The sequence below is a fragment of the Streptomyces sp. E-08 genome, assembly GCF_049913095.1.
In the GTDB taxonomy this organism is placed as follows: domain Bacteria; phylum Actinomycetota; class Actinomycetes; order Streptomycetales; family Streptomycetaceae; genus Streptomyces.
This window is the reverse complement of the sequence record NZ_CP183971.1, coordinates 1855509-1879638: the sequence shown is the minus strand read 5'-3', so window position 1 is coordinate 1879638 and position 24130 is coordinate 1855509. Positions and strand designations below refer to the sequence as shown.

The 24130-nt window shown below is 71.1% G+C and carries 17 protein-coding genes; 10 read left to right on the top strand and 7 right to left on the bottom strand.

Going from position 1 to position 24130, the window contains the following annotated elements; genetic code table 11:
- The first annotated feature begins 18 nt into the window (after positions 1-18).
- Both ACN9MM_RS08560 and ACN9MM_RS08555 read left to right on the top strand, forming a co-directional pair.
- On the top strand, positions 19-1065 hold the full coding sequence (locus tag ACN9MM_RS08560; RefSeq protein ID WP_426363053.1) for an LLM class F420-dependent oxidoreductase: 1047 nt from the start codon (positions 19-21) through the stop codon (positions 1063-1065).
- A 274-nt stretch (positions 1066-1339) separates the two neighbouring features.
- A complete protein-coding gene (locus ACN9MM_RS08555; protein ID WP_426363052.1) occupies positions 1340-2125 on the top strand; it encodes a ferritin-like domain-containing protein in 786 nt (261 codons plus the stop codon).
- A 22-nt stretch (positions 2126-2147) separates the two neighbouring features.
- On the opposite strand, the gene ACN9MM_RS08550 is transcribed toward ACN9MM_RS08555, so the two are convergent.
- Complete coding sequence (locus ACN9MM_RS08550; RefSeq protein ID WP_426363051.1) at positions 2148-3140, bottom strand: magnesium and cobalt transport protein CorA; 993 nt, start codon at positions 3138-3140, stop codon at positions 2148-2150.
- Between the two features lie 53 nt (positions 3141-3193).
- Here ACN9MM_RS08550 and ACN9MM_RS08545 point away from each other — a divergent pair, with 53 nt between their 5' ends.
- The 5 genes from ACN9MM_RS08545 (at position 3194) to ACN9MM_RS08525 (ending at position 9895) form a co-directional block, all read left to right on the top strand.
- Complete coding sequence (locus ACN9MM_RS08545) at positions 3194-3883, top strand: histidine phosphatase family protein (protein WP_426363050.1); 690 nt, start codon at positions 3194-3196, stop codon at positions 3881-3883.
- Positions 3884-3950: 67 nt separating this feature from the next.
- Positions 3951-4541, top strand: coding sequence for a DUF3090 domain-containing protein (locus ACN9MM_RS08540; RefSeq protein WP_352020577.1), 591 nt, complete (start codon positions 3951-3953; stop codon positions 4539-4541).
- Entirely contained in the window at positions 4505-5341 is an 837-nt protein-coding gene (locus ACN9MM_RS08535) for an SCO1664 family protein (protein ID WP_426368700.1), read from the top strand. The genes ACN9MM_RS08540 and ACN9MM_RS08535 overlap by 37 nt, the downstream gene beginning before the upstream one ends.
- 151 nt (positions 5342-5492) lie before the next feature.
- Complete coding sequence (gene mshC / locus ACN9MM_RS08530) at positions 5493-6722, top strand: cysteine--1-D-myo-inosityl 2-amino-2-deoxy-alpha-D-glucopyranoside ligase (RefSeq protein WP_426363049.1); 1230 nt, start codon at positions 5493-5495, stop codon at positions 6720-6722.
- 116 nt (positions 6723-6838) lie between these two features.
- Positions 6839-9895, top strand: coding sequence for an NPCBM/NEW2 domain-containing protein (locus ACN9MM_RS08525; RefSeq protein WP_426363048.1), 3057 nt, complete (start codon positions 6839-6841; stop codon positions 9893-9895).
- A 60-nt stretch (positions 9896-9955) separates the two neighbouring features.
- On the opposite strand, the gene ACN9MM_RS08520 is transcribed toward ACN9MM_RS08525, so the two are convergent.
- The 6 genes from ACN9MM_RS08520 to ACN9MM_RS08495 all read right to left on the bottom strand — a co-directional run bounded on the left by ACN9MM_RS08520 (position 9956) and on the right by ACN9MM_RS08495 (position 17450).
- On the bottom strand, positions 9956-11149 hold the full coding sequence (locus ACN9MM_RS08520) for a PAC2 family protein (protein ID WP_426363047.1): 1194 nt from the start codon (positions 11147-11149) through the stop codon (positions 9956-9958).
- A gap of 142 nt (positions 11150-11291) precedes the next feature.
- Positions 11292-12353, bottom strand: a complete 1062-nt coding sequence (locus ACN9MM_RS08515) for an LLM class flavin-dependent oxidoreductase (protein WP_426363046.1) — start codon at positions 12351-12353, stop codon at positions 11292-11294.
- A gap of 113 nt (positions 12354-12466) precedes the next feature.
- The gene (locus tag ACN9MM_RS08510; RefSeq protein ID WP_426363045.1) at positions 12467-14071 is read right to left on the bottom strand and encodes an FAD-dependent oxidoreductase; all 1605 of its coding nucleotides are present in this window, start codon (positions 14069-14071) and stop codon (positions 12467-12469) included.
- Between the two features lie 6 nt (positions 14072-14077).
- Entirely contained in the window at positions 14078-15613 is a 1536-nt protein-coding gene (gene glpK / locus ACN9MM_RS08505; RefSeq protein WP_426363044.1) for a glycerol kinase GlpK, read from the bottom strand.
- Positions 15614-15648: 35 nt separating this feature from the next.
- Entirely contained in the window at positions 15649-16407 is a 759-nt protein-coding gene (locus ACN9MM_RS08500) for an MIP/aquaporin family protein (protein ID WP_426363043.1), read from the bottom strand.
- 278 nt (positions 16408-16685) lie between these two features.
- A complete protein-coding gene (locus ACN9MM_RS08495; RefSeq protein ID WP_426363042.1) occupies positions 16686-17450 on the bottom strand; it encodes an IclR family transcriptional regulator in 765 nt (254 codons plus the stop codon).
- A gap of 244 nt (positions 17451-17694) precedes the next feature.
- Between ACN9MM_RS08495 and metH the strand changes: the two genes are divergently transcribed.
- From metH to ACN9MM_RS08480, 3 genes are all read left to right on the top strand, one after another.
- Entirely contained in the window at positions 17695-21204 is a 3510-nt protein-coding gene (metH, locus tag ACN9MM_RS08490; protein WP_426363041.1) for a methionine synthase, read from the top strand.
- Positions 21205-21342: 138 nt separating this feature from the next.
- Positions 21343-22041: an HAD family hydrolase gene (locus tag ACN9MM_RS08485; protein ID WP_382861120.1), complete on the top strand. Its 699-nt coding sequence runs from the start codon at positions 21343-21345 to the stop codon at positions 22039-22041.
- 463 nt (positions 22042-22504) lie between these two features.
- Complete coding sequence (locus ACN9MM_RS08480) at positions 22505-24094, top strand: ABC transporter substrate-binding protein (protein WP_426363040.1); 1590 nt, start codon at positions 22505-22507, stop codon at positions 24092-24094.
- Positions 24095-24130: the final 36 nt, after the last annotated feature.

Sequence of the window (24130 nt, the reverse complement as noted above, 5' to 3'; positions counted from 1 at the left end):
GGGTAAGGGGTGCGTGGAATGCGGCTCGGCATCAACCTCGGCTACTGGGGCGCCGGCATGGACGGCGACAACCTCGCCGTCGCCCAGGAGGCTGACCGCCTCGGCTACGACGTCTGCTGGGCCGCGGAGGCCTACGGCTCGGACGCCCCCACCGTCCTCGCGTGGGTCGCGGCGAAGACCGAGCGGATCGACGTCGGCTCCGCGATCATGCAGATCCCGGCCCGTCAGCCGGCGATGACGGCGATGACGGCCGCCACCCTCGACTCGCTCACCGGCGGCCGCTTCCGCCTCGGCCTCGGCGTCTCGGGACCGCAGGTCTCCGAGGGCTGGTACGGCGTGAAGTTCGACAAGCCGCTCGCCCGGACGCGCGAGTACGTCGAGATCGTCCGCAGGGCCATGACCCGGGAGCGGCTCAGCTACGACGGCGAGCACTGGACCCTGCCGCTCCCCGGCGGCCCCGGGAAGCCCATCAAGCTCACCGTCCACCCGCAGCGCGAGCACATCCCGCTCTACATCGCCGCGATCGGGCCGAAGAACCTGGAGCAGACCGGCGAGATCGCCGACGGCGCCCTGCTGATCTTCCCCTCCGCCGACCACCTGGAGGAGACCGCGCTGCGGCACCTGCGGGCGGGCCGCGAGAAGGCCGGCCTGACCATGGACGGCTTCGACGTCTGTCCCACCCTGCCGCTCGCCCTGGGCGACGACGTGAACGCGCTCGCCGACGTGTTCCGCCCGTACACCGCGCTGTACGTCGGCGGCATGGGCAGCCGCAAGCAGAACTTCTACAACCAGCTCGCCCAGCGCATGGGGTACGAGAAGGAGGCCGCCGAGATCCAGGACAAGTACCTGGCCGGGGACAAGGCCGGGGCCGCGGCCGCCGTCCCGCACTCCCTGATCGACCAGACCACGCTGCTCGGCTCCGTCGAGCGCATCGCCGAGCGGATGACGGCCTACGCGGAGGCCGGGGTCACCACCCTCACCCTCGCCCCGGCCGGCTTCACCCTGGACGAGCGGGTGGCGGCCCTGCGGGCGGGCGTGGAAGCGATGGAGCGCGCCGGACTCTAGGGCCGGTCGTCACCTTCCCGTCTGCCCTTCGGGCGACGACGGGAAGGTGACGACAGGCCCTGGGCCGGAAACCTGCGGCCGTGGTGGGGGCTCGGGGTCTTCCCCGCCACGGCCGTCATGCAGCACAACGCTCCACCGGGCCACCGGTTACGCCCAGGGGCTCACTCTTTCGGCCGAGCCGTCCGGCCCTCCTGTTGCCCGCCGCCCGGGACCGGACTTGACTCGTTCTCCCCGGACGTACCGGAGTGCGTACGTCCGCACGGAGGTGGCGGCGATGCTCACGGCCAAGGGCCTGTTCCAGGAAATCATCGACAACGACGAGTCCTTCCGGCTCTTCTGCTCCATCGCCGCGAGCGGCGAGTCCCAGGGCGGCTGGGAGAACGCCCGGATCGCGGCCCTCGTCGCACCCGGCATGCGCTCCCTCGCGCCCAAGATCACCCGGCACGGCGCCGACGAGGACAAGCACGGCCGGATCTTCAACGCGTTGATGAGGAAACGCGGCCTCGAACCCCTCCCCGTGCCCCCCGACACCGACTACACGATGCTCCTCGAGCGCCGCGGCATCGGACTCGCGCACGACAAGCTCCGCGCCGACCGCCCGCTCACCGAGCAGGACGTCATCGTCTACCTCGCGCACAGCAGGGTCACCGAGCAGCGCGCCGCCGACCAGATGGACATGCTCGTCACGTACTTCGGGGACCACCCGGAACTGGGCAAGGCCATCCACATGATCGACAACGACGAGGCGAACCACCTCGCCTACTGCCACGAGGAACTGCTCCGGCTCGCCCGCCTGGGACACGGCCGGCTCATCCAGCGGACCCTGCGCGAGTCCGCCCTCGCCGAGATCCAGGTCTACCGCGACGTCAGCCTCGCCGTGATGCGGCACATGGGCCGCATCCTGAACTGGCCGAAGCCCAAGGCGGCCGTCCTCGCCGCCGGGATCCACGCCACGTACGCGTACGAGCGCGCCGCCGGCTGGCACAAGATGGTCGGCCTGCGGATGCCCGAGCGCCTCGACGCCCTCGGCGGCCCCGCGACCCCCGCCCCCGCCTTCTGAGCACGGGGCGGGCGGCCGGTCCTCACATCCAGCCGCGCCGCTTGAACAACCGGTACAGCGCCACGACGATGCCCGCCATCACCACGATCACCACCGGGTAGGAGCCCTCCCAGTGCAGCTCCGGCATGTGGTCGAAGTTCATCCCGTAGATCCCCGCGACCATCGTCGGGACCGCGGCCATGGCCGCCCACGCCGAGATCTTCCGCATGTCGTCGTTCTGCCGGACCCCCATCTGGGCGAGGTGGGCCGACAGCACGTCGGACAGGAGCCGGTCGAGGCCCTCCACCTGCTCGTTGGACCGCAGCAGATGGTCGTTGACGTCACGGAAGAAGGGCTGCGCGCGCTCGTTCACGAACGGCACGGAACCGGCCGTCAGCCGGGCCATCGGCCCGGCCAGCGGACCGCTCGCCCGCCGGAACTCCAGAACCTGCCTCTTCGCCGTGTAGATCCGCTCCGCGGTGTTGGCCGGATTGCCGCCGCTCGGCGCGAAGACGTCCGCCTCCAGCTCCTCCAGGTCGACCTGGAGCTCGCCCGCCACGTCCAGGTAGTGGTCCACGATCGCGTCGCTCACCGCGTAGAGCACCGCCGTCGGCCCGTGCTTCAGGACCTCCCGCTCGGCCTCCAGGCGCCGGCGGACCTCCGCCAGGGGAGCGCCCTCGCCGTGCCGGACCGTCACGACGAACGAGTCGCCCATGAACACCATCAGCTCGCCCGAGGAGACCCGGTCGCTCTCCGGCTCGTACACGACCGGCTTGAGCACCACGAACAGCGAGTCGTCGTAGATCTCCAGCTTGGGCCGCTGATGGGCCTTCAAAGCGTCCTCGACGGCGAGCGGGTGCAGCGCGAACTCCGAGGCGACATGGGCGAACTCCGCCTCCGAGGGCTCGTGCAGCCCCACCCAGAGAAAGGCGTCGCCCGTCGCCCGCGCCTCCTCCAGGGCGTCGGAGAGGTCGGCGGGTCCGTCCGTACGGCGCCCGTCCCGGTAGATGGCAGAGTCGACGATCACGCCGCGCATTCTCCCCCGAACGCCCCCGTTACGCACGCGTGCGGCAGCCTAGGCTGGCCCGCATGGCCACCCTCATCCTCGTCCGGCACGGACGCTCCACAGCCAACACCTCCGGGGTCCTCGCCGGGCGCACGCCCGGGATCGCGCTCGACGAGCGCGGGGCGGCCCAGGCCGCCGCGCTCCCCGGGCGCCTCGCGGACGTCCCGCTCGCCGCCGTCGTCACCAGCCCCCTCCAGCGCTGCCGGGAGACCCTGCGGCCGCTCCTGGACGCCCGCCCCGGGCTCCCGCTCCACGTCGAGGACCGGATCAACGAGTGCGACTACGGCGACTGGTCCGGCCGCAAGCTGGCCGAGCTGGGCGACGAACCGCTGATGGAGGTCGTCCAGGGGCACGCCTCCGCCGCCGCCTTCCCCGGCGGCGAGTCCATGCGCGCCATGCAGAACCGGGCCGTCGAGGCCGTACGCGACTGGAACGCCCGCGTCGAGGCCGAGCACGGCGAGGACGCCACCTACCTCATGTGCTCCCACGGCGACATCGTGAAGGCGATCGTCGCCGACGCCCTCGGGCTCCACCTCGACCTCTTCCAGCGCATCCACGTCGACCCCTGCTCGGTCACCGCGATCCGCTACACGCGCCTGCGTCCCTTCCTCCTCCGCCTCGGCGACACGGGGGACTTCGCCGGGTTCGCCCCCCGGGAGCACCCCGGTGGCAGTGGGACGGCGGAGGTCGGTGGTGGTGCGGGCGCACCGTGATCCCCACGCGCAGTAGGGTGGACGCGCCGCTGTAGTACGACTGTCGAGACTCAAGGGAGCCGGGAACGTGTCCCGTCAGGTGTTCCTCTACGACCCACCGGAGCGTTTCGTGGCCGGCACGGTCGGGCTGCCTGGCCGCCGTACGTTCTTCCTCCAGGCGTCCGCCGGCGGCCGGGTCACCAGCGTCGCCCTGGAGAAGACCCAGGTCGCGGCCCTCGCCGAGCGCATCGACGAACTCCTCGACGAGGTCGTCCGCCGCACCGGGGGCAACGCGCCGGTGCCCGCCGTCGCGCCCGCCGAGATCGCGGACACCGCGCCCCTCGACGCGCCCGTCGAGGAGGAGTTCCGGGTCGGGACCATGGCCCTCGCCTGGGACGGCGAGGAGCAGCGCATGATCGTCGAGGCGCAGGCGCTCGTCGAGCTCGACGCGGACTCCGAGGAGGACCTCGCCGAGGCCGAGGAGCGGCTGCTCCAGGACGAGGAGAACGGCCCGCCGATGCTCCGGGTCCGCCTCAGCGGGGCCCAGGCGCGGGCGTTCGCCAAGCGGGCCCTGGACGTCGTCAACGCCGGCCGGCCGCCCTGCCCGCTGTGCAGCCTGCCGCTCGACCCCGAGGGGCACGTCTGCCCGCGCCAGAACGGATACCGCCGCGGAGCATGACCAGCCCCGAGAGCGCGCGCGACACGGAGCTGCTCGCGCGCGGTGAGCTGACCGTGCGCGGCCGGGTCCGCGAGGCCTCCAACGCCGTGCTGTACTGCTCCGTCGCCCACGAGGGCCGGGAAGCGGCCTGCGTCTACAAGCCGGTCGCGGGGGAACAGCCCCTGTGGGACTTCCCCGACGGCACCCTCGCCCAGCGCGAGGTCGCCGCGTACGAGATCTCCGAGGCCACCGGCTGGGGCCTGGTCCCGCCGACGGTGCTCCGCGACGGTCCGTACGGGGAGGGCATGGTCCAGCTGTGGATCGAGGCCGACCCCGGGGCGCGGCTCCTGGCGCTCACCGAGGACGAGGAGGCGGGCGAGGGCTGGAAGGCCGTGGGGCCCGCGCAGATCGACGAGGACCGCACCGCGCTCCTCGTCCACGCGGACACCCCCGAGCTGCGCCGGCTCGCCGTCCTGGACGCCGTCATCAACAACGGCGACCGCAAGGGCGGGCATCTGCTGCCGGCCCCGGGCGGCCGGCTCTACGGCATCGACCACGGGGTGACCTTCCACGTCGAGGACAAGCTGCGGACCCTGCTGTGGGGCTGGGCGGGCGAGGAGCTGCCCGCGGAGGCGGCCGCCGTGCTGACCTCGCTCGACCGCTCCCTGACCCCGGGGGCGCCGCTCGCCACCCGTCTGGCGGAACTCCTGACGGGCGCCGAGGTCGCGGCCGTACGCGCCCGTGTGGAGGCGCTGCGGGCCACCGGACGGCACCCGGAGCCCTCGGGACAGTGGCCCTCGATCCCCTGGCCGCCGGTCTGATCCCCGACCGAAAAGTTTCGGTCAGGGGCCCGGAAGGGGTGAGCACCCCTGGGGGGTATGCACGCACGCCTCCGACCCGCAAGAGCGCCTAATCGGTCAAGATCCCGGATCCGGTTCGTATCCGGAACACCTGTCCGGTTACGCTCGGGTCATGCATGCCTGGCCCGCTTCTGAGGTCCCCGCCCTTCCCGGCAAGGGCCGCGACCTCCGGATCCACGACACCGCGACCGGCGGACGAGTCACCCTCGCCCCCGGCCCCGTCGCCCGTATCTACGTCTGCGGCATCACGCCGTACGACGCGACCCACATGGGTCACGCGGCGACCTACAACGCGTTCGACCTCGTTCAGCGCGTGTGGCTCGACACGAAGCGGCAGGTGCACTACGTCCAGAACGTGACGGACGTGGACGATCCGCTCCTGGAGCGCGCGATCCGCGACGGCATCGACTGGGTCGGCCTCGCCGAGCGCGAGACCGCGCTCTTCCGCGAGGACATGACCGCCCTGCGGATGCTGCCCCCGCAGCACTACATCGGCGCGGTCGAGGCCATACCGGGCATCGTCCCGCTCGTCGAGCGCCTCCGGGACTCCGGCGCCGCCTACGAGCTCGACGGCGACATCTACTTCTCCGTCGAGGCCGACCCGCACTTCGGCCAGGTCTCGCACTACGACACCGAGCTGATGCGCCACCTGTCCGCCGAGCGCGGCGGCGACCCGGACCGTCCGGGCAAGAAGAACCCGCTCGACCCGATGCTCTGGATGGCCGCCCGCGAGGGCGAGCCGAGCTGGGACGGCGGCAGCCTCGGCGCCGGCCGCCCCGGCTGGCACATCGAGTGCGTCGCCATCGCCCTGGACCACCTGGGCATGGGCTTCGACGTGCAGGGCGGCGGCTCCGACCTGATCTTCCCGCACCACGAGATGGGCGCCTCCCACGCCCAGGCCCTCACCGGCGAGTTCCCCATGGCCAAGGCGTACGTCCACGCCGGCATGGTCGCCCTGCACGGCGAGAAGATGTCGAAGTCCAAGGGCAACCTGGTCTTCGTCTCCCAGCTCCGTCGCGACGGCGTCGACCCGGCCGCCATCCGGCTCGCGCTGCTCTCGCACCGCTACCGGGACGACTGGGAGTGGACCGACCGGGTCCTGGAGACGGCCGTGGCACGGCTCGGCCGGTGGCGCGCCGCCGTCTCGCGCCCCGACGGCCCGTCGGCCGACGCGCTCGTCGAGGAGCTCCGCGAGGCGCTCTCCGACGACCTCGACACGCCCACCGCGCTCGCCGCGGTCGACCGCTGGGCCGCGCTCCAGACGGCCGAGGGCGGCGAGGACGACTCCGCTCCCGGTCTCGTCTCCCGCGCCGTCGACGCACTGCTCGGTGTGGCCCTGTAACGAGCAGGACCGCGCAACACGCTTTCAGGCAACCGCCCTCGGACTTCTCGTCGAAGTCCGAGGGCGGTTCCGTTTTGTCCTGGCGGTGATGCTCGTTCCTGCGCTAAACAACCTCCATGCAATCATCATCACGCATGAAAGTTGCACTCGCCGGAGCCGTCCTCGGGCTCCTCGCGGCCCTCGCGGGACCCGGCTCCACCGCGTCGGCCGCCCCGTCCGACACCACCGTCGGCGACGTCACCGGATTCGCCGCCGACGGGCCCGTCTACCGGCTGACCGCCGGCCACACGGAAGCCCGCGTCTCCTTCGTCACCGCCGACACCTTCCGCATCGAACTCGCCCCCGACGGCAAGTTCACCGACCCCACCGGCACCGACATCACCCTCCCCCAGGGACAGCCCCCGGCCACCCGCTGGCGCGACCTCGGCGACCGCTACGAACTCGCCACCGCCAAGGTGACCCTGCGCGCCACCAAGTCACCGCTGCGCTTCTCGGCCGTACGCGCCGACGGCACCACCCTCTGGACCGAGACCCAGGGCCTCACCTGGAACCAGGACCGCACCGTCCAGACCCTCGCCCGCGGCGCCGACGAGCAGTTCTACGGCGCCGGCATGCAGAACGGCCGCGGCAACACCTCCCACCGCGGCAAGACCGTCGAGGTCGGCGTCGACTACAACTGGAACGACGGCGGCCACCCCAACTCCGTCCCCTTCTACCTCTCCTCCGCCGGATACGGCGTCTACCGCAACACCTACGCGCCCAACACCTACGCCTTCACCGAGCCCGTCACCACCAGCGCGAAGGAACAGCGCTTCGACGCCTACTACTTCGCCGGCGACGGCAAGGACGCCCTCAAGGACGTCATCGGCCAGTACACGAAGCTCACCGGCAAGCCCTTCATGCCGCCCGTGTATGGCCTGGAGATAGGCGACTCCGACTGCTACCTCCACAACGCCAACCGCGGCGAGCGCCACACCCTCGACGCCCTGGACGTCGCCGACGGCTACGTCGAGAACGACATGCCGAACGGCTGGATGCTCGTCAACGACGGCTACGGCTGCGGCTACGAGAACCTCCCCGAGACCTCCGCGGGACTCGCCGACCGCAAGATGAAGCTCGGCCTGTGGACCGAGGACGGCATCGACAAGCTCGCCGACCAGGTCAAGGCCGGCCAGCGCGTCGCCAAGCTCGACGTCGCCTGGGTCGGCGAGGGCTACAAGTTCGCCCTCGACGGCTGCAAGGACGCCCACGCCGGCATCGAGGCCAACAGCGACGCCCGCGGCTTCACCTGGGCCCCCGAGAGCTGGTCCGGCGCCCAGCGCTGCGGCGTCCAGTGGTCCGGCGACCAGTCCGGCAGCTGGGAGTACATCCGCTGGCAGATCCCCACCTACGCGGGCGCGTCCATGTCCGGACTCGCCTACACCACCGGTGACGTCGACGGCATCTTCGGCGGCAGCGCCAAGACGTACACCCGCGACCTCCAGTGGAAGACCTTCCTGCCCGTCACCATGACCATGGACGGCTGGGCCGCGAACGACAAGCAGCCCTTCCGCTACGGCGAGCCCTACACCACGATCAACCGCGCCTCGCTCAAGCTCCACGAGGCCCTCCTCCCGTACATCTACAGCCACGCCCACCGGGCCACCGAGACCGGCGTCGGCCTCGCCCGGCCGCTCGCCCTCGAATACCCCGGCGACCCGAAGGCCGCGAGCGACGCCGCGAAGTACGAGTTCCTCAGCGGCGAGGACTTCCTCGTCGCCCCCGTCTACCAGGACGCCGTCGAGCGCGACGGCATCTACCTCCCCGAGGGCACCTGGATCGACTACTGGAGCGGCCGCACCTACCAGGGCCCCGTCACCGTCGACGACTACAGCGCCCCGCTCGACACCCTGCCCCTGTTCGTACGGGCCGGGGCCACCGTCCCCATGTGGCCGGGCTCCGTCCGCTCCTACCAGGACCGCGCCCCGGGCGACCCGATCGCCTGGGACGTCTACCCGCAGGGCAGCTCCTCCTTCGACCTGTACGAGGACGACGGCGTCACCCGCGAGCACCGCACCGGGAAGTACGCCACCCAGCGCGCCGAGGTCCGCGCCCCGCGGTCCGGCCCCGGCGACGTCACCGTCCGCGTCGGCGCCAGCACCGGCTCGTACACCGGCAAGCCCGCCGCCCGGCCGTACGCCTTCACCGTCCACACCGGCGACGCGCCCGGCACGGTGAAGCTCGACGGGCGCAATCTGCCCGCCCGCACCTCCCGCGCCGCCCTCGACGCGGCCTCCGAGGGCTGGTGGTACGACCGCGACGACCGCGGGGGAGTGGTCCAGATCAAGACCACCGCCCGTTCCACCGACCGCGCCTTCGAACTGCGCCTGACCGACACCAGCGCCGTCGGCGGGGCCGTCCCCGGCGCCTCCGCCGTCCTCGCCGCCCCCACCGGGCAGGAGCTCGGCGCCGGCACCCCCGGCACCGTCGCCGTGGACGTCACGGCGGGCACCCGGGACGCCACCGACGTACGGGTCTCCCTCGACGCCCCCGCCGGCTGGCAGGTCACCCCGGCCGCCCCGATCGCCCGCGTCCCGGCCGGCACCACCCGCCGGGTCGAGGTCGCCGTCACCCCGGCGGCCGACGCGAAGACCGGCGACACCACCCTCACGGCGACCGTCCGGCACCGCGCCGCGGGCACCGACCGCACCGCCGTCCAGCGGTTCGCGGTCGGCGTGATGCCCCCGGCGCCCACCGCCGACGCCTGGGCGAGCGACCTCACCTGGCTGCGCGCCACCAACGGCTGGGGACCGCCGGAACGCGACCGCTCCAACGGCGAGTCCGGCGCCGCCGACGGCCGTGCGCTGACCCTGGCCGGGAAGACCTACGACAAGGGCATCGGCGCCCACGCCGACTCCGACATCGAGGTCTACCTCGGCGGCCGCTGCACCACCTTCACCGCCGACGTCGGCATCGACGACGAGATCAACGGCTACGGCGACGTGGCCTTCTCCGTCGAGGCGGACGGCCGGGTCCTGTGGACCTCGCCCCGGCTGACCGGGGCCTCGGCGACCCTGCCCGTGAACGTCGACGTGACCGGCGCCCGGCACCTCCGGCTCCGGATCACGGACACCAACGGGTCGAAGAGCGGCGACCACGGCGACTGGGCGGCGGCCCGGTTCGGCTGCGCCTGACGCACGAACGGGAGGGGCGCCCTCGGGCACCCCTCCCGTTCCGTTTCGCTCCCGGGGCCGCTACTTCCCGGCCCCGCCCTCGCCGGCGTCCTCGCCGGCCCCGTCGGGCGATTCGCCGCCGGAGCCCTCGGGTCCGCCGTCGGCCGCGTCGGAGGCCGCACCGGCGGATCCGCCGCCGGGATCCCCGGACGTCGGCTCGACCGGTCCCTCGGAGACGTCTCCGTCGGCGACGTCCGTCCCCGGGGCCGCCTCGGGACCCGTCTCCGGGGTCGTCTCGGGGCCCGTCTCGGGGCCCGTCTCCGGGGTCGGCTGCTCACGCTTCGGCGGGCGCGTCCGGCCGCTCCCCGGGTCCCGCAGGAACGCCGTGTCACCGCCCTCCGTCGCCAGCCCCGGACCCGGGCCAGGACCCGTGCCCGGCTCGCGCCGCCGCAGATACCGCTCGAACTCGCGGGCGATCGCCTCGCCCGAGGCCTCCGGCAGCTCCGCGGTGTCCCGCGCCTCCTCCAGGGTCTGCACGTACTCGGCGACCTCGCTGTCCTCGGCGGCCAGCTGGTCCACGCCCAGCTGCCAGGCCCGCGCGTCCTCGGGCAGTTCGCCCAGCGGGATGCGCAGCCCGATCAGGTCCTCCAGCCGGTTGAGCAGCGCCAGCGTCGCCTTCGGGTTCGGCGGCTGCGACACGTAGTGCGGCACCGCCGCCCACAGGCTCACCGCCGGCACGCCCGCGTGCGTGCACGCCTCCTGGAGGATGCCCACGATGCCCGTCGGGCCCTCGTACCGCGTCTCCTCCAGGTCCATCGTCCGCGCCAGGTCCGGATCGGAGGTGACCCCGCTGACCGGGACCGGCCGGGTGTGCGGGGTGTCCCCGAGCAGCGCGCCGAGGATCACCACCATCTCCACGCCCAGCTCGTGCGCGAAGGCGAGCAGCTCGTTGCAGAAGGAGCGCCAGCGCATCGAGGGCTCGATCCCGCGCACGAGCACCAGGTCGCGGGGCTTGTCGCCGCCGACCCGGACCACCGAGAGCCGGGTCGTCGGCCAGGTGATCTTTCTGACCCCGTTGTCCAGGAAGACCGTGGGGCGGTTGACCTGGAAGTCGTAGTAGTCCTCGGCGTCGAGCGCCGCGAAGACCTCGCCCTTCCATTCCCGGTCGAGATGGGCGACCGCGGTGGAGGCGGCGTCGCCGGCGTCGTTCCAGCCCTCGAACGCTGCCACCATGACCGGGTCGATCAGCTCGGGTACCCCCTCGAGCTCGATCACCCAGCGCCTCCTTATTCGAAGTTCCTGTCGTACGGCCCCACCTTACGGCTTTCCGGCGGGCCGCCCGCAGTCCCCGGACATCCCCGAAAACCCGTGCGGCCTTGATCGACTACCCAGGAACTCGCCTCCGCACACGGCGGAGTCACTCCTCCCACAGCGTGCTCGGCGCCTCCCTCCGGACCACCGGCGCGATCTCCTCGGCGAAGCGCTGGAGCGTCTCCTGCTGCTCGGCGGTCGACTGGCCGAAGGTGTCGACCGTGATCGACTGGAGGTCGTGCCCGTAGTGCTCGTGGTAGCCGAGGATCTTGTCGACGATCTGCTGCGGCGAACCGATCAGCTGGGGGCCGTCGGCGATCGCGTCCTCGATCGTGCGGAACGGCGTGTTGTACCCGGCCCTGCCCTCCAGGTGCGGCTTGAAGCTCTGCCGCACCTTCGCCTCGTACAGCTCCTTGTACCGGCCGACCGCCTGCTCGGGGGTGTCCGCGATCAGCAGCCCGCCGGAACCGGCCGCCACGCGCGCGTGGGCCGGATCGTGCCCGTACTCCTCGAACTTCTCGCGGTAGTGGGCGATCAGCCTCGCGTACGCCTCGCGCGGCTGGATCGCGTTCGCGGTGAACAGCGGATCGCCGTGCTTCGCCGCGAGCTCGGGGGAGTTGAGGCTGGTGGCCGAGCCGTGCCAGATCCGGGGCGCACCGGCGTAGGGCCGCGGGACCGTGGTCACGTTCTTCAGCGCGGGCCGGAACTCGCCCTCCCAGTCGACGCCCTCCTCCGTCCAGAGGCGGCGGAGCAGCTCGTACTTCTCCTTCTGGAGGTCCCACTGCCGCTCCTCGTCCAGGCCGAAGAGGTCGAAGTGGCCGGCCTCCGCGCCCTTGCCGACGACCAGTTCGAGCCGCCCGCGGGAGAGCTGGTCGAGCGTCGCGTAGTCCTCGGCGACCCGGACGGGGTCGAGGATCGCGACCACGGTGACTCCGGTGAGCAGCCTGATCCGGCTGGTGCGGGCGGCCAGCGCGGCGAGCAGCACGGTCGGGGAGGAGGAGAGGAACGCACCCGCGTGCCGCTCGCCGACCGCGTACGCGTCGAAGCCGAGCCGTTCGGCGGTCTCGCCGAGCGTGACGACCTGCTCCAGCCGGTCGGCGGCGGACAGCAGTTCGCCGGTGAGCGGGTGCGGGGAGTGGTGGACGATCGAGAGCACCTGAAACTTCATGTCTCCACTCTGCGCGCCGAGTGTTGCGGGCGTGTGGACGGCGCGTGGCACGCGCGAGGGGCGGCCCCTCGAAGAGGAACCGCCCCTGTGCGCACGGGAGTTGCGTGCGGGAACTACTTGCGCAGCATCGACTCGACCCCGGCGCGGATCTCGTCCGTCGCGAGACCGCGGATGGTCAGCGTCGTACGGCGGCGCAGCACGTCGTCCGCCGTCTCGGCCCACTCGTGGTCGCGGGCGTAGGCGACCTGGGCCCAGATCTCCGGCGCGTCCGGGTGGATCCGGCGGGCCAGCTCCGGGTTCTCGTTCGCCATCCGGGCGATGTCGAAGGAGAGCGAGCCGTAGTGGGTGGCGAGGTGCTTGGCGGTGTCGGCGGCCATCCGGGGGCCGGGCGCCGGACCGTCGACGAGCAGCCGGTGGGCGACCGCGTTCGGGTTGGCTATGCCGGGCAGCGGCAGCCGCTTCGGCAGCGTGGACACCGGCTCGTAGTCCTCGCCGAGCGGGTGGCCGGGGAGCTGCTCCAGCTTCTTCATCACCGTGCGGCCGATGTGGCGGAAGGTCGTCCACTTGCCGCCGGCCACGGACAGCATGCCGCCGCGGCCCTCGGTGACGACCGTCTCGCGCTTGGCCTTGGAGGTGTCGCCGGGGCCGCCGGGGAGCACCCGGAGGCCGGCGAACGAGTACGTGATCAGGTCGCGCGAGAGCTGCTGGTCGCGGATGGAGAAGGCGGCCTCGTCCAGGATCTGGGCGGTGTCCTTCTCGGTGACCTCGACCTGGCCGGGGTCGCCCTCGTACTCCTCGTCGGTGGTGCCGAGGAGCAGCATGTCCTCCCAGGGGAGGGCGAAGGTGATGCGGTACTTGTCGATCGGGGTGGCCAGGGCGGCCTTCCACGGCGACGTCCGCTTGAGGACCAGGTGCGCGCCCTTGGAGAGGCGGATGGAGGGGGCCGCGTTGGGGTCCTCCATCTTGCGCAGGTGGTCGACCCACGGGCCGGTGGCGTTGAGCACGAGGCGGGCGCTCACGCCGAACTCGTCGCCGCTGGTGCGGTCCTTCAGCTCCGCTCCGGTGACCCGGCCGCGGGTGAAGCGCAGGCCGGTGACCTCGGCGTGGTTGAGGACGGTGGCACCGGCGTCGACGGCGGCGCGGACCGTCATCAGCGCCATGCGGGCGTCGTTCATCTGGTCGTCGCCGTAGACGGCGACGGCCTTCAGGTTGTCGGTGCGCAGCTCCGGCACGTCCTGCGCGGCCTTGGCGGGGGAGAGCAGGTGGCCGACGCCGTCGCCGAACGCCGAGAGGGCGCTGTACGCGAAGACACCGGCGCCGAGCTTGGCCGCGCCGTGCGGGCCGCCCTTGTAGACGGGCAGGTAGAAGGTGAGCGGGTTGGCGAGGTGCGGTGCCACCTGGCGCGAGACCGCACGCCGCTCGAAGTGGTTCTCCGCGACCAGCTTCACCGCGCCGGTCTGCAGGTAGCGCAGGCCGCCGTGGAGGAGCTTGGAGGAGGCGGAGGAGGTGGCGCCGGCGAAGTCGCCGGCGTCCACCAGGGCCACCCGCAGACCCGACTGCGCGGCGTGCCAGGCGGTGGAGATGCCCAGGATGCCGCCTCCGATCACCAGGAGGTCGTACGTCGCCTTGGAAAGCTGTTCCCGGGTCTCGGCGCGGCTCGGCAGGGAACCGGCAGCCGGGTGCGTCCCGAGGGCAGGGACGCTCTGCAGGGTGGTCATGTCGTATTACTCCTCGTCAGATCCGTCTTCGAGCCAGCCCATGGAGCGTTCCACGGCCTTGAGCCAGCTCTTGTACTCGCGATCACGCTTGTCGGCGTCCATGCGAGGGGTCCATTCCGCCGCCCGGCGCCAGTTGGCGCGCAGCGCGTCGGTGTCCGGCCAGAAGCCGACGGCCAGACCGGCGGCGTAGGCGGCGCCGAGGCAGGTGGTCTCGGCGACCATCGGACGCACGACGGGCGCGTCCAGGAAGTCCGAGAGGGTCTGCATCAGCAGGTTGTTGGAGGTCATGCCGCCGTCGACCTTGAGCGCGGTCAGCTCGACGCCGGAGTCCTTCGTCATGGCGTCGGTGATCTCGCGGGTCTGCCAGGCGGTGGCCTCCAGGACGGCGCGGGCGATGTGCGCCTTGGTGACGTACCGGGTGAGGCCGGCGATGACACCGCGCGCGTCGGAGCGCCAGTACGGGGCGAACAGGCCGGAGAAGGCCGGCACGAAGTAGGCGCCGCCGTTGTCCTCGACCGAGGACGCGAGGGTCTCGATCTCGGCGGCGGACTTGATCAGGCCCATCTGGTCGCGCATCCACTGCACCAGCGAACCGGTGACGGCGATCGAGCCCTCCAGGGCGTAGACCGGCTTCGCGTCGCCGATCTGGTAGCCGACCGTGGTCAGCAGGCCGCTGTAGGAGTTGATGATCTTGTCGCCGGTGTTCATCAGCATGAAGGTGCCGGTGCCGTACGTGGACTTGGCCTCGCCCTCGGCGAAACACGTCTGGCCGAACAGGGCGGCCTGCTGGTCGCCGAGCGCGGAGGCGACCGGGACGCCGTCGAGGATGCCGCCCTTGACCGTGCCGTACACCTCGGCGGAGGAGCGGATCTCCGGCAGCACGGCGGCCGGGATCTCCATCGACTGCAGGATCTTGTCGTCCCAGCCCATGGTGTGGAGGTTCATCAGCATGGTGCGGGAGGCGTTGGTGACGTCGGTGACGTGGTGGCCGCCGTCGACGCCGCCCGTGAGGTTCCAGATGACCCAGGAGTCCATGGTGCCGAAGAGGATGTCGCCGCGCTCGGCGCGCTCGCGCAGGCCCTCGACGTTGTCGAGCAGCCAGCGGACCTTCGGGCCGGAGAAGTAGCTCGCGAGCGGCAGGCCGGTCTCGCGGCGGAAGCGGTCCTGGCCGACGTTGCGGCCGAGCTCCTTGCAGAGCGAGTCGGTGCGGGTGTCCTGCCAGACGAGGGCGTTGTGGACGGGCTCACCGGTGTTCTTGTCCCAGAGCAGCGTGGTCTCGCGCTGGTTGGTGATGCCGATGGCCTTGACGTCGGCGGCGGTGATCTCCGCCTTCTCCAGGGCGCCGGTGACGACCTCCTGGACGTTGGCCCAGATCTCGGCGGCGTCGTGCTCGACCCAGCCCGGCTTCGGGAAGATCTGCTCGTGCTCCTTCTGGTCGACCGAGACGATCCGGCCGTCCTTGTCGAAGACGATGCAGCGCGAGGAGGTGGTGCCCTGGTCGATGGCCGCGATGAACGGGCCGGAGGTGTGAGCGTCGGTCACGGTGTGCTCCAAGGGAAGTCTGGAAGAAGGACGGCTCAGGCGAACGCGATGTTGTAGATACCCGCGGCGATGGCGCCACCGATCAGCGGACCGGCGACCGGGATCCAGGCGTAGCTCCAGTCGGAGCCGCCCTTGTTCGGCAGCGGGAGCAGGGCGTGCACGATGCGCGGGCCGAGGTCACGCGCCGGGTTGATGGCGTAACCGGTCGGGCCGCCGAGCGAGAGGCCGATGGAGACCACGACGAACGCGGTGATCAGGGCGCCGATGACGCCGAGACCCTTGCCGCTGTCGTTGAGGCCCTGGGTGAGCACGGCCAGGACCAGCACGACGGTGCCGATGATCTCGGTGGCCAGGTTCTGCCAGGTGTTACGGATCTCGGGGCCCGTGGAGAAGACGCCGAGCACCGGGCCGGGGCCCTCGATCGGCTTCTCGCCGACGGTCTCCGGGTCCGTGAGGTGGGCCTGGAACTGGCCGTAGTAGGCCACCCAGACCAACGCCGCGCCGATCATCGCGCCGAGCATCTGGCCGGCGATGTAGATGGGGACGTTGCCCCACTCGCCGTCCTTGATCGCGATTCCGACCGTGACGGCGGGGTTCAGATGGGCGCCCGAGAGGGAAGCGGTCATGTAGACCGCCGTCATGACGGCGAAGCCCCACCCGAAGGTGATCGCGAGCCAGCCCGCGTTGCGGGCCTTGGAGCTCTTGAGCGTGACGGCGGCGCACACACCGCCGCCGAGCAGAATGAGAACGGCGGTACCGATGGTCTCGCCGAGGAAGATGTCGGAGCTGGACACCCGCGACTCCTTTGTCCTTCGTCCAGGGGAAGGCGAACCCCGGGTCCCTCCGGTGGTCCGCGCCCTCGTGTGAGGGCGTTGCCGGCCCTTGGCACTGCCACACTCTAGCGTGTATTGCCGTTAGGTGTTCGACAATGCCGACCGATGAACGGAAGTTTTGCCCTCGGGTTAACAGCACGTCAAGGGTCTGGGAAGTGAAAAACCCGCCGATAACGCGATCGTTACCGGCGGGTTCGGTTCTGTGCGGAGGACGGCCGGGGCCGCCGCGCACGGGCGGGTCAGAAGCGGCCGGCCCCCAGGTCGCGGGAGACGGCGCGGGCGCAGTCCCGCACCGCGGCCACCAGCTCGGGGCGCAGCTCCCCGGCCGGACACACCCGCTCCACGGCGCCCGTGACCGCCACCGCGCCCACCGGCATCCGCCGCCGGTCGTGGATCGGCGCCGCCACCGACGCCACGCCCTCCCAGGTCTCCTCCACGTCCGCCGCCCAGCCCCGGGCCCGCGTCATGTCGAGCAGCGACTCGAAGTCGACGAGCTCCGTGGTCGTCCGGGGCGTGAACGCCTCCCGCTCGACCTCCAGCACCTCGCTGTGCGCCACCGGGTCGTACGCCGAGAGGACCTTGCCGAGCGCCGTGGAGTGCAGGGGCTGCATGGCCCCCACCTCCAGGACCTGGCGGCTGTCGTCCGGCCGGAAGACGTGGTGCACGATCAGTACGCCCTTCTGGTGCAGCACCCCCAGGTGCACGCTCTCGCCGCTGGACCGCGCCAGGTCGTCCGTCCACACCAGGGCGCGCGCCCGCAGCTCGTGCACGTCCAGATAGCTGTTGCCGAGCCGCAGCAGCTCCGCGCCCAGCTGGTAGCGGCCCGAGGCCGCGTCCTGCTCCACGAAGCCCTCCGCCTGGAGGGTGCGCAGGATGCCGTGGGCCGTCCCCTTGGCGAGTCCGAGCGAGGACGCGATGTCGGACAGGCCGAGCCGGCGCTCGCCGCCCGCGAGCAGTCGCAGCATGGCCGCCGCTCTTTCAAGCGACTGGATGTTCTTCGCCATCGCCCGGCCCCTCACCCTTCTCACGCTGTTCGACAATGCTGAACACTATCGGTCGATGCCGACCTTGCGTCACACCAGACAGTGTCTTCCAAGGAGGGGCAGGACCGGGAGTCCCCGCACACAGGATGCCGTCCGGCCCGTGGGACGCCGTGTCCACCCCGGCCCCCACGCGGTTACGCTGGCCCCGTGCACCCTCCACCGAGAGTGCAAAGCCGACAGCCGTCGCATCCCAGGGAGCTCATCCATGGCCTCGTCGCCGACCCCTTCCGCTGACAGCCGGACCCGCGCCGCCGCCCTCCGCGAGGCACTCGCAAGCCGAGTCGTCGTCGCCGACGGAGCCATGGGCACCATGCTCCAGGCCCAGGACCCCACCCTCGAGGACTTCCAGGACCTCGAAGGATGCAACGAGATCCTCAACGTCACCCGGCCCGACATCGTCCGTTCGGTGCACGAGGCGTACTTCGAGGTCGGCGTCGACTGCGTCGAGACCAACACGTTCGGCTCCAACCACTCGGCCGCGGGCGAGTACGAGATCGCCGACCGGATCTTCGAGCTCTCCGAGGCGGGCGCCCGGATCGCCCGCGAGGTCGCCGACGAGTTCGGCGCGAAGGACGGCCGTCAGCGCTGGGTCCTCGGCTCCATCGGACCCGGCACCAAGCTCCCCTCGCTCGGCCACATCCAGTACGACGTGCTGCGCGACGGCTACCAGCAGAACGCCGAGGGCCTCCTCGCCGGCGGCGCCGACGCCCTGATCGTCGAGACGACCCAGGACCTCCTGCAGACCAAGTCCAGCATCGTCGGCGCGCGCCGCGCGATGGACGCCCTGGGCGTGGACGTGCCGCTGATCTGTTCGCTCGCCTTCGAGACCACCGGCGTCATGCTGCTCGGCTCCGAGATCGGCGCGGCGCTCACCGCCCTGGAGCCCCTCGGCATCGACCTGATCGGCCTGAACTGCTCCACCGGCCCGGCCGAGATGAGCGAGCACCTGCGCTACCTCGCCCGCCACTCCCGTACGCCGCTCATGTGCATGCCGAACGCCGGCCTGCCCGTGCTCACCAAGGACGGTGCGTACTTCCCGCTCACCGCGTCCGAGATGGCCGACGCGCAGGAGAACTTCGTCCGCGACTACGGCCTGTCCCTGGTCGGCGGCTGCTGCGGCTCGACGCCCGAGCACCTGCGCCACGTCGTCGAGCGGGTCCAGGGCCTCACGCCCCCCGAGCGCTCCCCGCGCCCCGAGCCCGGCGCCGCCTCGCTCTACCAGACCGTGCCGTTCCGGCAGGACACCGCCTACATGGCGATCGGCGAGCGGACGAACGCCAACGGCTCGAAGAAGTTCCGTGAGGCCATGCTGGAGGCGCGCTGGGACGACTGCGTCGAGATGGCGCGGGACCAGATCCGTGAGGGCGCGCACATGCTCGACCTGTGCGTGGACTACGTGGGCCGGGACGGCGTCGCCGACATGGCGGAGCTGGCGGGCCGTTTCGCGACGGCCTCCACCCTGCCGATCGTGCTCGACTCCACCGAGGTGGACGTCCTGCGGGCCGGGCTGGAGAAGCTGGGCGGCCGGGCGGTCATCAACTCGGTGAACTACGAGGACGGTGACGGGCCGGAGTCCCGGTTCGCGAAGGTCACCCGTCTGGCCCAGGAGCACGGTGCGGCTCTGATCGCTCTGACGATCGACGAGGAGGGCCAGGCCCGGACCCCTGAGCACAAGGTCGCGATCGCCGAGCGGCTCATCGAGGACCTGACGGGCAACTGGGGGATCCACGAGTCGGACATCCTCATCGACACCCTGACGTTCACGATCTGCACGGGTCAGGAGGAGTCACGGAAGGACGGCATCGCCACGATCGAGGCGATCCGTGAGCTCAAGCGCCTCCACCCGGAGGTGCAGACCACGCTGGGTCTGTCGAACATCTCCTTCGGTCTGAACCCGGCGGCCCGGATCCTGCTCAACTCGGTCTTCCTCGACGAGTGTGTGAAGGCGGGTCTGGACTCGGCGATCGTGCACGCGTCGAAGATCCTGCCGATCGCGCGTTTCGACGAGGAGCAGGTCACCACCGCGCTGGATCTGATCTACGACCGGCGGGCCGAGGGCTATGACCCGCTGCAGAAGCTGATGGCCCTGTTCGAGGGCGCCACGACGAAGTCGATGAAGGCCGGCAAGACCGAGGAGCTCCTCGCGCTGCCGCTGGCCGAGCGTCTGAAGCGGCGGATCGTGGACGGTGAGAAGAACGGTCTGGAGGCCGACCTCGACGAGGCGCTGGAGAGCCGTGCGGCGCTGGACATCGTCAACGAGACGCTCCTGGACGGGATGAAGACGGTCGGTGAGCTGTTCGGCTCGGGTCAGATGCAGCTGCCGTTCGTGCTCCAGTCCGCCGAGGTCATGAAGACGGCGGTGGCCCATCTGGAGCCGCACATGGAGAAGTCGGACGCGGAGGGCAAGGGCACGATCGTCCTGGCGACCGTCCGCGGTGACGTCCATGACATCGGCAAGAACCTGGTCGACATCATCCTGTCGAACAACGGCTACAACGTCGTCAACATCGGGATCAAGCAGCCGGTGTCCGCGATCCTGGAGGCCGCCGAGGAGCACGACGCCGACGTCATCGGCATGTCGGGCCTCCTGGTGAAGTCGACGGTGATCATGAAGGAGAACCTGGAGGAGCTCAACCAGCGCGAGCTGGCCGCCAAGTATCCCGTGATCCTCGGCGGCGCCGCCCTGACCAGGGCGTATGTCGAGCAGGACCTGCACGAGATCTATCAGGGCGAGGTCCGCTACGCCCGCGACGCCTTCGAGGGCCTGCGTCTGATGGACGCGCTCATCGGCGTCAAGCGGGGTGTCCCGGGAGCCGTTCTCCCCGAGCTCAAGCAGCGCCGGGTCGCCAAGGCGACCGCCGCGCTCGAGGTGGACGAGCCGGAGCCCGGCGGCCGGTCGGACGTGGCCGTCGACAACCCGGTGCCGACGCCGCCCTTCTGGGGCACCCGTGTCGTCAAGGGCATCCCGCTGAAGGACTACGCGTCCTGGCTCGACGAGGACGCCCTCTTCAAGGGCCAGTGGGGCCTCAAGCAGAACCGGGCCGGCGACGGACCGGCGTACGAGGAGCTCGTGGACACCGAGGGCCGGCCCCGGCTGCGCGGCTGGCTGGAGCGCCTCCACACCGAGAACCTCCTGGAGGCGGCCGTCGTTCACGGCTACTTCCCCTGCGTCTCCAAGGGCGACGACCTGATCATCCTGGACGAGGAGGGCAACGAGCGGACCCGCTTCTCCTTCCCGCGCCAGCGCCGGGGCCGCCGCCTGTGCCTCGCGGACTTCTTCCGCCCGGAGGAGTCCGGCGAGACCGACGTCGTCGGCCTCCAGGTCGTCACCGTCGGATCGAGGATCGGCGAGGCCACGGCCAAGCTCTTCGAGTCCGACTCCTACCGCGACTACCTGGAACTCCACGGCCTGTCCGTGCAGCTCGCCGAGGCCCTCGCCGAGTACTGGCACGCCCGTGTCCGCGCCGAGCTCGGCTTCGGCGGCGAGGACCCGGAGAACGTCGAGGACATGTTCGCGCTCAAGTACCGCGGCGCCCGCTTCTCGCTGGGCTACGGCGCCTGCCCCGACCTGGAGGACCGCGCGAAGATCGCGGACCTGCTCCGCCCGGAGCGCATCGGCGTCCACCTCTCCGAGGAGTTCCAGCTCCACCCCGAGCAGTCCACCGACGCCATCGTCATCCACCACCCCGAGGCGAAGTACTTCAACGCACGGTGACCGCCGGCCGGGCGCGTGACGTAAATCCACGCGTTCCCGGTGATCGCGACGTACACTTGTCGGTCCAGTGCAGGCCGGTCTTCCTCCCCGTACCGGGGAGGGGGCCGGCCTTCTCGTCCCTCCATGGAGGTGTGCCGGATGACCAGTACGGTCCCCGCGTCCCTGTTCCGTACGAACGGCAGCTCCGCCCTGCAGGCGGTCTTCCTCGACATGGACGGGACCCTCGTCGACACGGAGGGGTTCTGGTGGGACGCCGAGGTGGAGGTCTTCGCCGACCTCGGGCACCGGCTGGACGAGGCCTGGCGGGACATCGTCGTCGGCGGCCCGATGACCCGCAGCGCGGGCTACCTCATCGAGTCCACGGGCGCCGACATCACCCTCGAAGAGCTGACCGTCCTGCTCAACGAGAAGTTCGAGCAGCGCATCGAGCGGGGCGTGCCCCTCATGCCGGGCGCCGAGCGGCTCCTCGCCGAACTGGCCCAGCACTCCATCCCCACCGCCCTCGTCTCGGCCTCGCACCGGCGGATCATCGACCGGATCCTCGCCTCGCTCGGCCGCGACCGCTTCGCCCTCACCGTCGCCGGCGACGAGGTCGTCCGCACCAAGCCGCACCCCGAGCCGTACCTGACGGCCGCCCAGGGCGTCGGGGCCGACCCCACGCTCTGCGCCGTCATCGAGGACACCGCCACCGGTGTCGCCGCCGCGGAGGCGGCCGGCTGCCGGGTCGTCGCGGTGCCCTCCGTCGCCCCGATCGCGCCCTCCCCGGGCCGTGTCGTCGTGCGGTCCCTCGAAGAGGTCGACGTGCCCTTCCTGCGCACGCTGATCACCGGAATCTGAGCTTTATCTGAGCTTTCCCCCGGCCGAATGCGCTATCGCGCCGGGAAAGCGGACAGGCCATTCGCCGAAAGGCGCTCCACGTGACCTTGGTCACCCAGAGTGCCCGACGTAGGGTGGCCTGTCCTCGTTCGGTGACCGAAAAGGGCCTTTTCGGTGCTCCCATGTGTCCCGATTCGCTCAGGGCCGTCCGCATCATCCGGCGCATGACTATCGAGCCTGCCGCATTCATGATCACTGTGCGATTACCCCCACGGCCGCCCGTGGTCCGGCAATAGCGGCGCCGCCCACTAATCTTTCGCGAGTACTTCGCCGTATAACCGCGTGCCCCGGCGCACACCCAAGTCGCCGTGAACACAGGACCGATCGCAACACCCGGCCCGATCGCTCCCGCCCCGACCGGGCGGCCGGCGGCGGAGTTCCACTGACCGCTGTACCCCAGTGCCGGATGAGGAGATCGTCCCTGATGAACCGCAAGACCCTGGTGCTGCCGGCCGTGGCCGGACTGCTCGCCCCTCTGCTCGCCGCCTGCGGTGGATCCGAGGACGCCAGAGCGATCGCCGTCGGCACCACGGACCAGTTCATCGCCACGCAGGACGCCCCGGCCCCGCTCGACCCGGCCTACGCCTACGACACCGGCGCCTGGAACATCCTGCGCCAGACCGTCCAGACCCTGCTGCACGTGCCCCGCGGCGGCGGCGAGCCCGTCCCCGAGGCCGCCCAGAGCTGCGGATTCTCCGACAAGGCCAGCGAGAGCTACCGCTGCACGCTCCGCCCCGGCCTCACCTTCGCCGACGGCACCCCCATCACGGCCGAGGACGTCAAGTACTCCGTCGAGCGCGTCCTGAAGATCAAGTCGGACAACGGCACGGCCGCCCTCCTCTCGAACATCGACACCGTCGAGACCCAGGGCACCGACGGGGTCGTCTTCCACCTGAAGACCCCCGACGCGACCTTCCCGTACAAGCTCTCCACTCCCGTCGCAGGCATCCTCAGCAAGGACAAGTACGCCTCCGACCAGCTCCGCGACGGCTTCGACGTCGACGGCTCGGGCCCCTACACCCTGAAGGTCGAGCGCGAGGGCGACAAGGCCACCCGCTTCGTCTTCACCAAGAACCCGGCCTACAAGGGCGACATCACCCTGCGCAACGACAAGGTCGAGCTGCGCCCCTACGCCGACGCCGACGCCATGGGCAAGGCCCTGGAGAGCGACGACATCGACATGATGGCCCGCTCCCTGTCGCAGAAGCAGATCAAGGACCTCACCGAGACGCCCAAGGACGGCATCCGCGTCACCGAGGTCCCCGGCCTGGAGATCCGCTACCTCGGCTTCAACACCAAGGCCCCCTCCGTCCAGGAGAAGGCCGTGCGCCAGGCCATGGCGGCCGTCGTCGACCGGGGCGCCCTCGTGAACCTCGTGTACGGCCCCACCGCCGAGCCGCTCTACTCGCTGATCCCCTCCAGCATCACCGGCCACGCCACCCCCTTCTTCGACGAGTACGGCGAGCCCGACACCGACCGCGCCGCCAAGATCCTCAAGGACGCGGGCATCAAGACCCCGGTCAAGGTGACCCTCAACTACACCACCGACCACTACGGCGCCGAGACCGCCCAGGAGTTCGAGGCGCTCAAGAAGCAGCTCGTCGCCAGCGAGCTCTTCGACGCCACCGTCAAGGGCGCCGAGTGGTCCACCTTCCGCACGGCCCAGAAGCGCGGCGACTACGCCGTCTACGGCCTCGGCTGGTTCCCGGACTACCCGGACCCGGACAACTACATCGCGCCGTTCCTGGACAGCGACAACTTCCTGAACACCCCGTACGTGAACAAGACCGTCCGCGAGAAGCTCATCCCGCGCTCGCGCCGCCAGGCCGACCGCAACGCCGCCAGCCCCGTCTACGCGCAGATCCAGAAGATCGTCGCCGAGGACGTCCCCGTCCTGCCCCTGTGGCAGGGCAAGCAGTACGTCGCCGCCCGCGACGACCTCAACGGAGTCGAGTACGCGCTCAACACCTCCTCCGACCTGCTGCTGTGGGAACTGGGCCGCGGCACCGCCTGACCCCTTCGTTGTCCCGGCCGCGCGCCCCTGCGCGGC

Bases quoted from the DNA above. Each gene is read 5' to 3' on its own strand.
- ACN9MM_RS08560 (WP_426363053.1), top strand. From the start codon at position 19: ATGCGGCTCGGCATCAACCTCGGCTACTGGGGCGCCGGCATGGACGGC.
- ACN9MM_RS08555 (WP_426363052.1), top strand. From the start codon at position 1,340: ATGCTCACGGCCAAGGGCCTGTTCCAGGAAATCATCGACAACGACGAG.
- ACN9MM_RS08550 (WP_426363051.1), bottom strand. From the start codon at position 3,140: ATGCGCGGCGTGATCGTCGACTCTGCCATCTACCGGGACGGGCGCCGT.
- ACN9MM_RS08545 (WP_426363050.1), top strand. From the start codon at position 3,194: ATGGCCACCCTCATCCTCGTCCGGCACGGACGCTCCACAGCCAACACC.
- mshC (WP_426363049.1), top strand. From the start codon at position 5,493: ATGCATGCCTGGCCCGCTTCTGAGGTCCCCGCCCTTCCCGGCAAGGGC.
- ACN9MM_RS08525 (WP_426363048.1), top strand. From the start codon at position 6,839: ATGCAATCATCATCACGCATGAAAGTTGCACTCGCCGGAGCCGTCCTC.
- ACN9MM_RS08515 (WP_426363046.1), bottom strand. From the start codon at position 12,353: ATGAAGTTTCAGGTGCTCTCGATCGTCCACCACTCCCCGCACCCGCTC.
- ACN9MM_RS08510 (WP_426363045.1), bottom strand. From the start codon at position 14,071: ATGACCACCCTGCAGAGCGTCCCTGCCCTCGGGACGCACCCGGCTGCC.
- ACN9MM_RS08495 (WP_426363042.1), bottom strand. From the start codon at position 17,450: ATGGCGAAGAACATCCAGTCGCTTGAAAGAGCGGCGGCCATGCTGCGA.
- metH (WP_426363041.1), top strand. From the start codon at position 17,695: ATGGCCTCGTCGCCGACCCCTTCCGCTGACAGCCGGACCCGCGCCGCC.
- ACN9MM_RS08485 (WP_382861120.1), top strand. From the start codon at position 21,343: ATGACCAGTACGGTCCCCGCGTCCCTGTTCCGTACGAACGGCAGCTCC.
- ACN9MM_RS08480 (WP_426363040.1), top strand. From the start codon at position 22,505: ATGAACCGCAAGACCCTGGTGCTGCCGGCCGTGGCCGGACTGCTCGCC.